Here is a 14,995-nt window from a genome sequence, read left to right on the forward strand (position 1 = left end):
CAATTTGCCGTACTGTTTGAAAACAGTAAGACGTATCAGTTTCAGCGCTGGTTATCGAACAAAAGATAACCAGCGTTGACTGCTGATTAAGTAACAATCGCGGGAAGCTGGTGACATCAGCAAAGATTAATATTTCAACGTGTCATTTATTCAAAAAGGCAGTTAATGCAACAACCTGTCCGGAATTCCTAAATCCACCATCTGATAATGAAAAAACTTCAATCTGCTTCATTAACAATTTTTCTGTCAATATTCTCACTGACTCTGACTGCGCAACAGGAAAGCATAATAAATCCTACCGGATCGCAAAAGCCAACACTGATTACATCATCAGAACAAGTTGTTTCGGTGCCTTCCATTGCGGCGCAAATAGCAAACGGCACCTTCAGGCCGGCAGAAGACGAAAAGAAAGAATTTAATCCCAAGCGCTGGGGCTCGAACAATTCCGTTCCGGGCAAAGGCCTTCCCGCCGGAAATGACCCGCTTTGGGAAATGCAAACTAAGTCTCCTTTAAGGTCAGGTAAGGCGCCCATCCTGACTTTTGAAGCAGCCAGCGCATCGTCCACACCTACAGATCCTACAGGTGCAGTCGGGCCGAATCATTTTGTAAACTCCTGGAATACCGCATTCAGAATCTGGGACAAGAACGGCAACCCGTTAACGGCCGCTGCTTCTTTAGGAACGATATTCCCGGGAACTTTGGGAGATCCGATCGTTGTATACGATCGTTACGCCGACAGATTTATGCTGACCGAATTTTTCTCCAACGGTTTTGATGTAGCCATCAGCCAGGGACCTGATCCGGTAAACGACGGATGGTATGTTTACAGGTTTAATACCAATACCTTCCCTGATTATCCTAAGTTCTCCGTATGGTCTGACGGATACTATATCACAGCCAATAAGGACCAGAACACAGCAGGCAGCAGCCAGGTGGTTTTTGTCCTTAACCGGGATCAGATGATTGCCGGAAGTGCATCGGTACAAATGCTGGGCTTTCCGCTGACCGGAATCGTTACCAGCGGATTTTACAGCCCTCTTGGCTTTAACTGCAATGGCCCTTCGCTGCCACCGCCGGGCAACGCACCCATCGTATACATGCAGGATGATGCCTGGTCGGGGGTATCAACCGACCATCTGAAAATATGGACGATCAATGTCAACTGGTCGGTACCTGCCAATTCAACCATTTCCAGTCCACAGATCATTAACACACAGGCATTCGATGGTCTTTTCGACGGCGGGTCCTTCTCCAACCTGCCCCAACCATCGGGCGGCGACATTGATGCATTGCAGGCCACAATTATGTATATGGCCCAATACCGGAGATTCCCAACCTACAATTCTGTAGTTTTCAATTTTGTGGTTGATCTTAACGGAGCCGACAACTATTCAGGCATCCGTTGGTATGAACTCAGGCAAAGCACCGATGGTGCGCCCTGGACCATTCATCAGGAAGGCACCTATGCCCAGCCCGGCGGACACAGCGCCTTTTGCGGCAATATGTGCATGGATGCCAGCGGCAATATAGGTCTGGCTTATACAATCGTCAGCGCATCCCAATTCCCCTCCCTGCGTTTTACAGGACGTTACGCTTCTGATCCTCCGGGGCAGATGACCCTTGCTGAGGAGATCATCGCTACAGGCACCCAATCCGACCCTTCAACCCGCTACGGAGACTACGCCCAAATGACCATTGATCCCACAGACGATGCAACCTTCTGGACCATCTCCGAATATTTTAACGGGGGACGGAAAAACCATGTGGGGGTATTTCAGATAGCTCCACCGGCGCTTACAGCAGATTTTTCCGCTTCTCCCACAACCCTCTGCAATTCAGCATCCGTTACTTTTACTGACCAGTCCTTGTCATCCCCGACCTCATGGAACTGGATTTTTCCGGGTGGCATCCCTTCCGTTTTCAGCGGACAGACCCCACCCCCGGTCGCGTATCCGGCATCAGGCGATTATGATGTTACCCTGACAGTTTCTGACGGTACCAATACCAGTATTGAAACAAAGACAGCATACATACATGTCAGAGACCTGATTCCCGATTTTACAGCAAATTCCACAAACCTGATTGTCGGCAACAGTGTAATTTTCACCGACAATTCGGAATGTAACCCGACAGGATGGGAATGGCTGTTCCCGGGAGGAAATCCATCCTCCTGGTCGGGCCAGGTTCCTCCTCCTGTTACCTATAACAGCACCGGTACCTATGACATCACATTAACCATTACCAAATCCGGTTTGACAGAAACGATTACAAAAACCGGTTATATCAATGTTATCCCCCCGGTATACTACATGACCAACGGCAACATAACTGCCTGCAGCGGTGATTTTTACGACTCAGGCGGGCCGGGTGAAAATTATCAGAATAATGAAGATTTCACACTGACCTTTTTACCATCCACCCAAGGGGCAATGATTACTGTTTCATTCAGCTCTTTCAACCTCGAATCAGGTTATGATTATCTGAGCATATACAACGGTAGCAGTTCAGCCGCTCCACTGCTGGGAACATTCAGCGGAACCAGCCTGCCCGGGTCATTCACCGCAAGTAATCCCGACGGAGCGCTGACATTCAATTTTTCTTCTGACAATACGGTGGTCAGGGCCGGATGGGCAGCCACCATCGGCTGCTTCAGCTTAACAGATCCGCCCGTTGCGGAATTTTCGGCATCTACCACAACCACCCTTGTAAATACAGGCATCACGCTTAACGACCTCTCAGAGAACATACCAACTTCATGGCTCTGGAGCATTTCACCGGATACGTTTACATTCATCAACGGGACCAATGCCAACAGCCAGAATCCTGAAGTTGAATTTGACGCAACAGGAGCCTATACTGTTTCTCTCACCGCATCCAACGACTACGGATCAGACACAGAGACAAAAACCAATTATATTAATGTAATCCTTTACGAGTATTGTATTCCCACCTATACATCAGGCTCAGGGGCAGGTGATTACATTTCGCTTGTACAACTCGGTGATATCAATAACGCCAGTGGTGCATCGGCTAGTCCATATTACACCTACTACAGCAATCTTACCACCGACCTGAATCCCGGCTCAGATTATACAATCACGTTAAGCCCGGGCACATACAGCAACGGGAATAATATCTCGGTATGGATTGATTATAATCAGAACGGAGTTTTTGATACTGCGGAAAAACTGGGTAATATCAATATCCCACCGACACCAGCCACCGGCTCTATCAACTTTACTGTTCCGGAAAATGCAGCTCCGGGAACCACCCGTATGCGTGTGCGGGAAGTATGGAACAACAGCAACTTTGATCCATGCTCTGCATATGGATATGGTGAAACCGAAGACTACAATGTGTATATTTTAAGCACAGAGAAAATACTCAATTTCACGGTTTACCTCGAAGGATTGTATGCCGGCAACGGCACAATGAATCAGGCCTTTAACACTACAGGGCCGCAGTTCAGCGCGGGGATCGCCGATCAGGTCTCCTTAGAATTGCATAATGCAACGGATTATAACATTCTGGAATATGTGATTCAAGAAATCAATCTTGGCACCAATGGTTCAGCTTCAGTTACATTTCCGGCGCAGTATGCCGGAAGTTATTATCTCACTGTGAGGCACCGTAATTCGCTTGAAACCACATCAGCCATTCCTGTTTCCCTGAGTGGCCCGGTAACTGACTATGCATTTAACCAGCCATCGGCCATTTTCGGAAACAACCTGAAACAAATGCCTGACGGACAGCATGCAATTTTCGGCGGCGACGTTAACCAGGACGGCCTCATCAACCAGGTTGACATTGATGATGTAAACACCAATGCCTCCATGTTCATTTCGGGTTATGTAGTCTCTGACGTTAATGGCGACGGCCTCGTTGACATTCAGGATTTCCAGATTATTGACAACAACCAGTTTAATTTCACCGGCTCTGCATTGCCTTAATGCAGGATACGGATTAAAAGAATCCGGCATGCTTGAGTTCAAAATCCTGATTATGCGGTAATAATCCGAATAAACCCAATGAAATTATTAACAACTCAAATACTTCAGACAATGAAAAAAATCAAACACGTTTTATTACTGTTCTCAATTATGTTTGTGATTACCACAAACTTATCTGGGCAAGTAGTTATCAGCCAGGTATATGGAGGCGGAGGAAATACCGGTGCACCATATACACATGATTTTATTGAGCTGTTTAACAAAGGGACAAACGCAGTTGACCTGAACGGTTGGTCGGTTCAATATGCGTCTGCCACAGGATCCACCTGGAGTGTAACGAGCCTTACATCGGTCACACTTCAACCCGGGCAGTATTACCTGATCCAGCAAGCTCAGGGATCCGGAGGCACCAGTCCACTTCCAACTCCGGATGCCATTGGTACAATCGCGATGTCCGGCACAAACTGCAAAGTTGCTTTGACAAACACCACCACAGCCTTATCAGGCGCCTGCCCCACCGGAACCGAAATTGTTGATTTTGTTGGGATTGGAACAGCAAACTGTTATGAAGGAACAGGAGCTAGTCCCGCAATGAGCAATACAACGTCCGTTTCACGGGCTTCTTCAGGATGTACAGATAACAATGATAATTCAGCAGATTTCACGGCAGGAGCACCTAATCCAAGAAATACCTCTTCCCCGTTAAATGTCTGTTCTGCCAATGCTGCAGCAACACCTGTATTCTCGCCGGGCAGCGGTAATTATTTCAATCCGGTTTCGGTAAGCATTACCTGCCTGACTCCGGATGCCATAATTTATTACACATCCGATGGCAGTGACCCTGACAATACCAGCACAGAATACACCGTACCGGTAAATGTCAGTACCACTACCACCCTGAAAGCCATTGCCTATGCCGACGGATTTGACCCAAGTGCGATAGCCACTGCGATATACACTTTCCCGCCAGTCACCGAGGTAGCGGATATTGCAAGCCTGAGAACAGGGCTGACAGACGGAACAATCTACCGCCTGACAGGAGAAGCCGTGCTTACGTATCAGACAACCGAACGACATGTTAAGTATATTCAGGATGCAACCGGCGCCATTTTAATTGATGACTTTGCCGGAATTATTTCCACCACATACAATCTGTACGATGGCATCACGGGAATAACCGGCGCCCTTGGCTCATTTAACGGCATGCTGCAGTTTACCCCGGTTACCGACCCCGGTGCAGCCAGCAGTTCAGGAAACACGGTTACCCCGGAAGATGTTACGCTGACTGAACTGACTGCCGGTTATCAGGCCCGGCTTGTAAGGGTACTAAATACAACCATTACAGGCAGCAGTCCGTTTGCTGCCAATACGAGTTATGCGCTTTCCGATGCAAGTGGCAGCGGAGTTTTGCGCACACAGTATGACGATCTGGACTATATCGGAACAGCAGTTCCAACGCTCCCGCAAAACCTGACCGGGGTAGTTCTCGAGTTTAATACTAACATGCAACTGGTTCCGCGCGGACTTGCAGATTTCGAGGAAATAATCCCCGAAGATCCGACCATATTTGTCAGTCCTTCGGCGCTCAGCGGTTTCAATTATGTGCAGGGCAATGGTCCTTCGGCAGAGCAAACCTTTATTGTTTCGGGAGAAAACCTCACCGCCGGCATTAACATTGCCGCATCCGCAGATTATGAAATTTCCCTTACTTCCGGTACGGGATATTCATCCCCGCTTACCCTGACACCAACTACCGGATCGGTTGGTGAAACTACCATTTTTGTGAGGTTAAAAGCCGGATTAACGGCAGGAGATTATAATGATGAAATCATCAGCCTCACTTCAACGGGAGCTACCGATCAATCCGTAACATGCAGCGGCTCCGTAAGCCTGCCTCCTCCACCGGATGCACCTGTTGCGCTGGCCGCAACCGATGTCACAACAACTGGTTTTACGGCCAACTGGCAGGCTGTATCAGGTGCTTCATCTTACCGGCTTGATGTTTATGCCACCACCATAACTCCGGCTACCGATCTGTTTTTCTCCGAATACATTGAAGGAAGCAGCAACAACAAAGCACTGGAAATTTTTAATGGCACAGGCAGTGCCGCCGACCTCTCCGATTACACCGTTTACACATACTCTAACGGGGCTGTTGACCCATCTTATACATTAGAATTATCCGGCACATTAGACAACGGGGATGTATATATTATAGCAAATGCGTCAGCCAATGCAGCAATCCTGGCGCTGGCAGATGTTACATCCAACGTTACTTTCTATAATGGTGACGATGCTGTCGTTTTATACAAAGAATCAACAGCATCCAATGTTGATATCATCGGCCGGATTGGCGAGGATCCCGGTTCTGCCTGGGGCACACCTCCCCTTACAACCCTCAATCAGACCCTTGTCAGGAAAAGTTCCGTTATCTCAGGGGTGACTGTAAATCCTGCAAGCGGATTCCCGACCCTGGAAACAGAATGGGATGCTTATGATATAGATGTGATCACCTACCTGGGTAGTCATTCGCTGGCCGGAGATATCATTTATGTAACCGGTTTCCAGGACCTTAACGTAGGGGATGTCACGAGTTACCCGGTTACGGGACTTGCACCCGGCACAACGTATTATTATGTAGTACGGGCTGTGAATGACAATGGCGCCAGTGCAAATTCGAATGTAATCGAAGTAACTACCGGAGGAATTATTCTCACCCCCCCTGTGATTATCTCCCCGACGGCTACCGGAATAACTGTAAATTCAGCCATACTGGGAGGAAATATCACCTCTGATGGCGGCAGCCCGGTGACTGAAAGAGGAACGGTATGGAACACGACCGGAAGCGTTACCATTGATGACAACAAACTGGCTGAAGGGGGCACCACAACGGGAATTTTCACCCATCTCAGAAGCGGCCTGCCTGAAGGCACACAGATATTTTACTGTGCCTATGCCACCAATGCCGAAGGAACAACACTGACCAATGAAGCGAGCTTCTACACCCTGTTCAGCGAGCCGGACAACCATGTTACCAACTTCACTGCCGGCACAGCCACCGTTACCTCCATCCCGCTTACGTGGACCGATGCGACCGGAACAGTATTGCCCGAAGCATACCTGATCAAAGGGAGTTCAGTAAGTTTTGATGATATTGCCGATCCGGCCGACGGCGTACCTGAATCCAACGGAGCGCTGGTCAGAAATGTAATCCAGGGGACACAGGCCTATACTTTTGAAAACCTGACTCCTGAAACACCGTACTTCTTCAAAATCTATCCCTACACCAATTCAGGTACCGCCATTGACTACAAAACCGATCCGGTGGTTCCTACTGCAACAGCTGTAACACTTGAAATACCTGCCGGTGCATTGGTGTACGAGCCTTTTGATTACCCCGCAGGAGAAACATTACCGTCACAGACAAACTGGACCGGTATTAATACTGGGGATGACAATATTCTTATCAGCGAAGGTAACCTGACATACAGCGGCTTGCAGGTATCAGCCGGTAATAAAGTTTCATTTGCCGGAGGCGGAATTGATGCATACAGAACCTTCGTCAGTCAGACTGCCAATATTGTCTACTATTCATTTATCATGAATGTAACCGACCTGAATCTGTTAAACGCCACCGGAGGCTATTTCACCGGAATTGCAAGCAATTCAACCAATTTTGGCGCTACAGTATGGACCGGGCTTGACGGAGATGGCTACAGGATTGGTATCAATCCAAGGAGTACCACGGCAAATACCGTTTGGGCCACAGGCACGCAAACTATAGGGAATGCTGTCCTGGTTGTTGTTTCATACGAATTTGTCGAAGGTACAGGCAACGACGTGGTTAATATCTGGGTGAATCCGGCAGCGGCCTCCCTGGGAGCAGCAATACCCCCGGCAGCAACAGCCACGGCTACCAATACCGACGGCACAGACCTCGGCAGTATATCACAATTTTTTATCCGGCAGGACAGTGATTCGGAAACCCCGTTCATCGATATGGATGAATGCAGGGTCGGCACCTCATGGGCGGATGTCACACCGGCAGGTTCAGCCGGAAAAACGCTTAATTTAAAAGCATATATTGAAGGTTTCTGGAATGGATCAGGCATGAACCAGGCCCAGGATGTGGATCAGGATGAGAATATCTTCAACAAGTTCAGCGGAACCACGGTTGACACCCTCAGTGTTTACCTGGCCGAAGCCGATGCCCCCTGGGCATATCTCTATGCCGCGCATGAAGTCAACATCAACACCGACGGCTCTATGGTCATTTCAGTACCTGCAGCCTTCTCCGGCAATTATTATATTGTAATTGACCACCACAGCAGTATTGAAACCTGGAGTGCCCTGCCCGTTGATTTCAGCGGCACCACCATTGATTATGACTTTACCACTGCCGCTGAGCAGGCCTACGGCTCCAACCAGAAATCGATGGGAACGGTATGGGCGCTCTTTTCAGGGGATGTTGGCAATGATGAATACATCGAATTCCCGGATGTGGTTGCCGTCTACAACCTGAGCGTAGCTTCTTTCTTCGGATATACGCTTTACGACCTTGACGGCAGCGGATACATAGAATTCCTTGACTACATCATTGCTTACAACAACAGTGTAAACAGCGTTGGCATGAACACCCCGCCCAATCCGGCCAAGCGGCCAGGCTATTCAAACACTAAGCCAACAAACTGAAATGATTATTTCATAAGCCTGCTATAACAATCACCCGGACCTGACAGTAATTCACAGCTGTCAGGTCCGTTTTACCTCTGCTGAATTATTGACCGGTCCGACATGCCCTTTTCAATCCATAAACAGGCATTAATTGAATTTTCCAAACATAATATTATCCTGCCAAATGGTTAAAAACACAATGGAACTTGTACAGGGCAATTTTTGCCGTATATTTACCGATCATTTCCTGTGTATCCAATTCCTACACTAACCCTTGTTAAACGCTTTGTTCATGTTGCAAGAAGCCCCTGTTTCAGGATTAAACCTTCATGTTTCCGTCGATTGTGTGGTATTTGGATTTGAATTCGGAAAACTGAATGTCCTTTTACTTGAAAGAAAGATGATGTTTCAGGGACAGGAGTACAAAGACCTGAAATTACCCGGCGACCTGGTGCGCAAGGATGAAGATCTGGATACTGCTGCGGCAAGAGTGCTTAAAGAGTTGACGGGTCTTGAGAACATCTATCTTAAACAATATGCCGCCATCGGCACTCCTAACCGTCTGACGCGCCTGGAACGTGATATGGAATGGCTCAGGCAGATCGGGCACCCTGAAGAAGTGGTGGTAACCGTGGCTTATTATTCCCTGCTCAACATCGACCAGGAAAGAATCAATAAATTTCAGCTGCAGGAAGATGTAAAATGGCACCCGGTTTCCCAGATCAAAGAACTGGCTTTTGACCACATGGAGATTCTTGCTGATGGACTTGAAGCACTCAGGACAGAACTCCGGTCAAACCCTATCGGATTTGAACTGCTCCCTTCAAAATTCACCCTCAGCCAACTGCAAAAACTTTATGAGGTAATCCTTGGGGTAAACCTGGATAAAAGAAATTTCAGAAAAAAGGTCACCAATATGCCCTATGTGATCCCGATCAATGAAAAGGAGCGCGGTGTCTCACACAAACCGGCGAGGTTTTACATCTTTAATAAAAAAATTTACGAGAAAACCAGGAAAAACTCTCTGGACTTCTCCGTTTAAACTTCGCAGATATTCATAACCCTGAAGTGAAACAAATTTCAGTACATTCCGTTAATTCACCGGATAACATACGCTTTTAGTCCGATGCACGACATTGAGCCGTTTTATGCCTGGCGAAACCTTTACGATGCCGCTGATGACATCCATTCTCCGTTCTATGGACGAACATACAGCGAAACCCAATGCATAAATTCTGTTTACAATTATTTTATTCACCCGCTCTGGGATGAAATGGGCTCAGCAACCCTTTACATAAAAATACTCTATGCTGACTACAGGGCAGGTTTTTGTGTGATAGAGTGCCTTGGTGAATGGAACGATACTCTTTACAATGACATCATGTACCTGTACCGGAATGTAGCAGAAATCCTGATGGATGCCGGTATCCGGAAATTCATACTTATCGGTGAGAATGTGCTTAACTTTCACGCCGATGATGATTCCTATTATCAGGAGTGGTTTGACGGCATTGAAGACGGGTGGATTGCCTGTATAAACTTCCGGGACCATGTGCTGGATGAAATTCACCGGGGGCGACTTGATTATTATCTTGCCATTGGCGGTAAACTTGACCATATCAATTGGCGCACACTCAATCCTAAACAGCTTTTTACTCTGATCGACAGCCTGATTATGAAACGTTTAACAGCCTGAACCGGTCTGCCATGACAAAAAACATCATTATCCGGGTATATGGAAGGGTTCAGGGCGTGGGATTCCGCTATTATACGAGGGAAATGGCAATTAAGAGCGGGATCACAGGTTATGTGAGCAATGAAGCCGACGGATCCGTTTATATTGAAGCCGAGGGAGCGCAGGAACAGCTTGATGTATTTATCCGTTTATGCAAAGAGGGCCCTGCCAGGGCCATTGTTACTGACTTCAGGAAGTTTGAAGGCACACTGATGAATTATTCTTCATTCAGAATCAAATAACCACCCCGGATTTTCACGGATCATCCCTGCAACTACCCTGTCGACCGGCAATGTAAAAAGCTCAGGTTCAATTTTATAAGGATCGATCCACCGGAATGCCTGTGCTCCTTCCACTGCATCAATTTCAAATGATTTCTCCGCGGCAGGAAAAACCGGGTTACCCTGTAAACCTGCCAGATAATAAACATTAATGATCTGACTGACTTCGGGCAGAAAATGCGAAGGCTGAAAATAATCAGTTGTGTAGAAATGCCTGCGGATTAGCACCTCCTGATTTAATTCCTCCCTGCATTCCCGTTTCAGGCAATCAAGCGTTCCTTCCCCGAAATGAAGGCCGCCACCCGGGAATTTGGTCATAAACATGCCTAGCCTGTATTCGTCGGTAACCAGTAACCGGTTTTCGAAAACGATCAGTCCGTAAACACGGATATTAAACCTGCACTTTTCCATTGGTTATAATTTATTAGCTGTTGCCCGGAGCATTTCCCGTTTGCCCGGCGGGCCCGGCAGTCGCTCCGTCGAAAAGCCTGCCTCCTGCAATGTTCTTCGCACCCTCCCCTTGGCACAATATGTGACCAAAATGCCTCCCTGATCCATACTCATGCGTAGTTTGCGGAAAATCTCCGGCTCCCATAGTTCCGGAGCCGTTTCGGGCGAAAATGCATCAAAATAAACCAGGTTATATTTTCCAGATCCCGGATAAGTGTCTTCTAACCGGCTTCTGCTCAGGCAAAAGGTGAAATTTTCGCGCAAATGGATTTCTGTATCAGGCACAGCATGATGCATTTTCCGGAAATCGTCAGTAAAACCCTCCAACCCGCCAAGGCTGCAATAATTGATCGTTTCAATAACTGACCAGTCAGGGAGGAATGGCTCAAGGGCATGATAGCGCGTGTTCACACCGGTTTTATCAGACGCATCAAGGGTCAGCAACGCGTTAAGACCGGTTCCGAAGCCAACCTCTAAAATACTGATGTCCCTTAATTTATTACAGATGTATCTGTATCCGGCTTCCAGAAAGACATGACGTGACTCCTGAACCGCTCCGTGAATGGAATGATAATGCTCTCCCAATTTACGGTTTAACAATGTATAAGATCCATCTTCTGTTAACACAAACTCTGTGCTGTCATCCATCATTATCGGTTGTATAATAACAATAAATCTGCTGTTTCACCCTGCACAGCCACAGTCGCAATGCTGACCTGATCCGGAATCCGGTACGTTTCTATGTTGTTTCCCGCGGCAACAAATACCCTGCCCGACAATGCATCATACTGTACTGCATGAATTTCATCAAAGGTAAGATACCTTACCGTACTTCCTGTTGCCGGACGGTACCACCACAATTCGTTGCCGGAAGCAATAAAACAGTTCCCTTCTGATGGCCCGGTCACCATGCTGATGTCAGGAAATGGAAATATCCTGAGCTTAACCATCGTGTTCTCTGTGACAGAAAAACGGAACACGGCCGATGCCGCATCACTATTTACAAAAATCATCACCCCTTCATCGTCATCCGGGTCAAGGTGCACAGCTTTCCCCTGAAACTGGAATTGCCTGAATACGGTTCCGCCGGGATAATTAAAAACAACCAGTTCACTCAACACACCATTAAAAGGCTCAAAAACGGCAATCAGCCAGTTACTGAGCCTTACAAACCGGGTAAATTTTCCATTCGGGAAAGCCTGACTTTTGAAGGATACAAGTCCTTCGGCAGTATAACCCCTGATATAGCCGTCGCGGTCCGATACAAAAACTTCATTTTCATCGGAGCAGAGATGATAAAAATACTCCAAAGGAGGATTTACAATGGCCTGGACAGTCCAGTCGGCCCTCTTCTCCGCAAGGTTCCAGGCCTGAAGATTGCCGTTAATCCTGCCTGCAGTATATAACTGCCGGTTCGCTGAACTCACCGCCGCCCCGGAATAGTCTCCCTGAAGCCTGAAAAGTTCAGAGAGCTGGCCAGCCAACGGTAACTCAGAGACAACATATTCTGAAGATGCCAGTTTGCTGACTGACAAAACAGACACCAAATCCCTTTCCAGGGCTGAATACTGCACCTTAACGGATTCAGCACTTTCCGACTCTCCGTCACCCGCCCTTACCTGCACATAATATGTGCCGTCGTCCATTTGCGGATCATTCAACGGAATGGATGCAGTGAGCAGATAATTGTATTCATTCACATTAAAATTCAGCGCAGGCAAGACCAGCACATTATTTGCGCTGATCAACGATACCCTGGCATACTGTATGGCCTTGTAATGACTCAGTTCTGCCTGCAGATGGATGGTATCACCATAACCGCAGGCCCGGCCATCATAAGGCAGCCGGATTCTGATTTCAGGCGGAGTCACATAATCATCTCCATTGCTGCATGCAACAATGATTGACGACATCAGCAGGATTAACAATCCGGAAAAAAGATTAACCGCGCTTTTCATACCTCAAACCTAATTCAAAAAACAAGATCAAATCGGAAAAGTTCCGTTTTTTTCGTCATTCTTGTTACCCGGATCAATTCAGGGTTTGCTACCGGCAGGCAATAAGTTTGCGCTGACAAATCTTTCCGAAACAACAACATCACGACAAATGCTTCCTGCAAAAGTTCTGAATCCGTTCAGTTAAACAACCCGTTCTTATCATATATAGCGGTTGTCAAAAGGTAAAAACACAACTTTTACATATTCGGGAACCCCTTAATCTGCAATTTAATTTTGACTGTTGGCGTGATTTTAATACCTTTAGCATCGGAAAACGTATTATCAGGATATGTAATTATTTATCATCGGTAGCCTGTAAAAAAATAGTTTTGTCGGTTATTAAAAAACACATTTATGCTTGACCAGGTTAACATTGAGAAGGTATTGTTTCTTGACATTGAAACAGTTTCCCAGTACCCGGAATATGAGATGCTTCCGGAAGAAATAAAGAAGCTATGGGATCACAAGGCGCAACGGATTGTCGCTGCTGATCAGGGAGAAACGGCCGGCAATCAGTACGAACGGGCCGGTATTTATGCCGAATTCGGCAGAATCATCTGCATTTCCGTTGGATTCATCAGGAATGGTAAGCTCAGGATCAAATCCTTTTACGGGGATGATGAAGCATTGTTGCTGAATGATTTTGCGGATTTATTGAATCAAAGTTTCAGTAAGCCCGATATTCTTTTATGTGCCCACAACGGTAAAGAGTTTGATTTTCCTTACATAGCCCGGCGTATGCTGATCAACGGTATCAGGCTACCCGCCCTGCTGGATATAGCCGGCCGCAAGCCCTGGGAAGTGCAGCACCTTGACACTATGGAGCTGTGGAAATTCGGAGATTATAAAAGCTATACATCCCTGGCATTACTTACAATGGTATTCAATATTCCTACGCCTAAGGATGATATTGACGGAAGCCAGGTTGGAAGTGTTTACTGGAAAGAAAAAAATCTTCCCAGGATAGTGGAATATTGTCAGAAGGATGTGGTAGCTGTTGTGCAACTTCTGCTCAGGTATAAAGGAAAGCCGCTTATAGAGGCTGCTGACATAGTTTTTACCTGAAAACCGTTAAAAATTGATAATTATTGATGTCAGCACACAACCGAGACAGATGAATCTTTACTTTTGTTTGCTAATTTTAAAACCAATCCGATGAAAACATTCTACGGAGCAATCTCCATGCTCCTTATTTCCGCGCTATTATCAGGTTTACCGGCATCAGCCCAGAAAGCCGGTAAAAAAAACAAAAACGACAAAAATGCCGGTGAGCAGGCGCTTATAATGAAATCAAGACAGGATTCAATCAGTTACATTATAGGCAGGGACATTGGCAAGAATATGGTGACCAATGATATCAACGTGAATGAAGCACTGCTCTATCAGGGATTGAAAGATGGGCTGAAGGGAATAGACAGTATCATCAATGAGGAGGCAACAGAAAAAATCATGATGGCTTTTCAGCAGGAAATGATGATGAAACAACAGCAAAAAAGCCAGGCTGCCGCTTCGGAGACCCGTACCGCAGGCGAGGCTTTTCTGGCCTCGAACAAAAGCCAGCCGGGCGTTATTGCCCTGCCCAGCGGCCTGCAGTATAAAGTAATTACCGAAGGTGAAGGCGAACATCCCAGGCCGGAAGATGTTGTTGAAGTGCACTACACCGGATCACTGATTGACGGAACCGTTTTCGATTCATCAATAGAACGGGGAGAAACTATAAAGTTCCCTCTGAACGGCGTTATACCCGGCTGGACCGAAGGTGTTCAGCTAATGAAACCCGGCTCAAAATACATGTTCTACATTCCGTCAAATCTTGGTTATGGCGACAGAGGAACTGGTCCTATCCCGGGAGGATCCGTGCTTATTTTTGAAGTAGAACTGATTTCCATTGAAAAACAATAAAGGTT

10 protein-coding genes are annotated in these 14,995 nt (G+C 46.9%); 7 read left to right on the forward strand and 3 right to left on the reverse strand.

Annotation, left to right across the window (positions count from 1 at the left end):
- Positions 1 to 207: 207 nt before the first annotated feature.
- The 5 genes from TBC1_RS04405 (at position 208) to TBC1_RS04425 (ending at position 10,602) form a co-directional block, all read left to right on the forward strand.
- Positions 208 to 3,951: a GEVED domain-containing protein gene (locus tag TBC1_RS04405; RefSeq protein ID WP_062039048.1), complete on the forward strand. Its 3,744-nt coding sequence runs from the start codon at positions 208 to 210 to the stop codon at positions 3,949 to 3,951.
- 111 nt (positions 3,952 to 4,062) lie between these two features.
- Positions 4,063 to 8,643: a lamin tail domain-containing protein gene (locus tag TBC1_RS04410; protein ID WP_082189474.1), complete on the forward strand. Its 4,581-nt coding sequence runs from the start codon at positions 4,063 to 4,065 to the stop codon at positions 8,641 to 8,643.
- A gap of 274 nt (positions 8,644 to 8,917) precedes the next feature.
- On the forward strand, positions 8,918 to 9,667 hold the full coding sequence (locus tag TBC1_RS04415; RefSeq protein ID WP_062039054.1) for an NUDIX hydrolase: 750 nt from the start codon (positions 8,918 to 8,920) through the stop codon (positions 9,665 to 9,667).
- Between the two features lie 84 nt (positions 9,668 to 9,751).
- Complete coding sequence (locus TBC1_RS04420; RefSeq protein ID WP_062039056.1) at positions 9,752 to 10,321, forward strand: hypothetical protein; 570 nt, start codon at positions 9,752 to 9,754, stop codon at positions 10,319 to 10,321.
- Between the two features lie 11 nt (positions 10,322 to 10,332).
- On the forward strand, positions 10,333 to 10,602 hold the full coding sequence (locus tag TBC1_RS04425; RefSeq protein ID WP_062039059.1) for an acylphosphatase: 270 nt from the start codon (positions 10,333 to 10,335) through the stop codon (positions 10,600 to 10,602).
- Here TBC1_RS04425 and TBC1_RS04430 read toward each other — a convergent pair.
- From TBC1_RS04430 to TBC1_RS04440, 3 genes are read right to left on the reverse strand one after another with little or no spacing between them, the layout of a single operon-like run.
- On the reverse strand, positions 10,585 to 11,052 hold the full coding sequence (locus TBC1_RS04430; RefSeq protein WP_062039062.1) for an NUDIX domain-containing protein: 468 nt from the start codon (positions 11,050 to 11,052) through the stop codon (positions 10,585 to 10,587). The genes TBC1_RS04425 and TBC1_RS04430 overlap by 18 nt on opposite strands.
- A 3-nt stretch (positions 11,053 to 11,055) precedes the next feature.
- Entirely contained in the window at positions 11,056 to 11,742 is a 687-nt protein-coding gene (mnmD, locus tag TBC1_RS04435) for a tRNA (5-methylaminomethyl-2-thiouridine)(34)-methyltransferase MnmD (RefSeq protein ID WP_062039065.1), read from the reverse strand.
- Positions 11,742 to 13,049 carry a hypothetical protein gene (locus TBC1_RS04440; protein WP_062039068.1) on the reverse strand — a complete coding sequence of 436 codons (1,308 nt, stop codon included), beginning with the start codon at positions 13,047 to 13,049 and terminating at the stop codon, positions 11,742 to 11,744. The genes mnmD and TBC1_RS04440 overlap by 1 nt, the downstream gene beginning before the upstream one ends.
- A gap of 393 nt (positions 13,050 to 13,442) precedes the next feature.
- Here TBC1_RS04440 and TBC1_RS04445 point away from each other — a divergent pair, with 393 nt between their 5' ends.
- Together TBC1_RS04445 and TBC1_RS04450 are read left to right on the forward strand one after the other, a co-directional pair.
- The gene (locus TBC1_RS04445; RefSeq protein ID WP_062039071.1) at positions 13,443 to 14,153 is read left to right on the forward strand and encodes a 3'-5' exonuclease; all 711 of its coding nucleotides are present in this window, start codon (positions 13,443 to 13,445) and stop codon (positions 14,151 to 14,153) included.
- A 90-nt stretch (positions 14,154 to 14,243) separates the two neighbouring features.
- On the forward strand, positions 14,244 to 14,990 hold the full coding sequence (locus TBC1_RS04450; RefSeq protein ID WP_201781630.1) for an FKBP-type peptidyl-prolyl cis-trans isomerase: 747 nt from the start codon (positions 14,244 to 14,246) through the stop codon (positions 14,988 to 14,990).
- Positions 14,991 to 14,995: the final 5 nt, after the last annotated feature.

The organism is Lentimicrobium saccharophilum (assembly GCF_001192835.1).
Lineage (GTDB): Bacteria > Bacteroidota > Bacteroidia > Bacteroidales > Lentimicrobiaceae > Lentimicrobium > Lentimicrobium saccharophilum.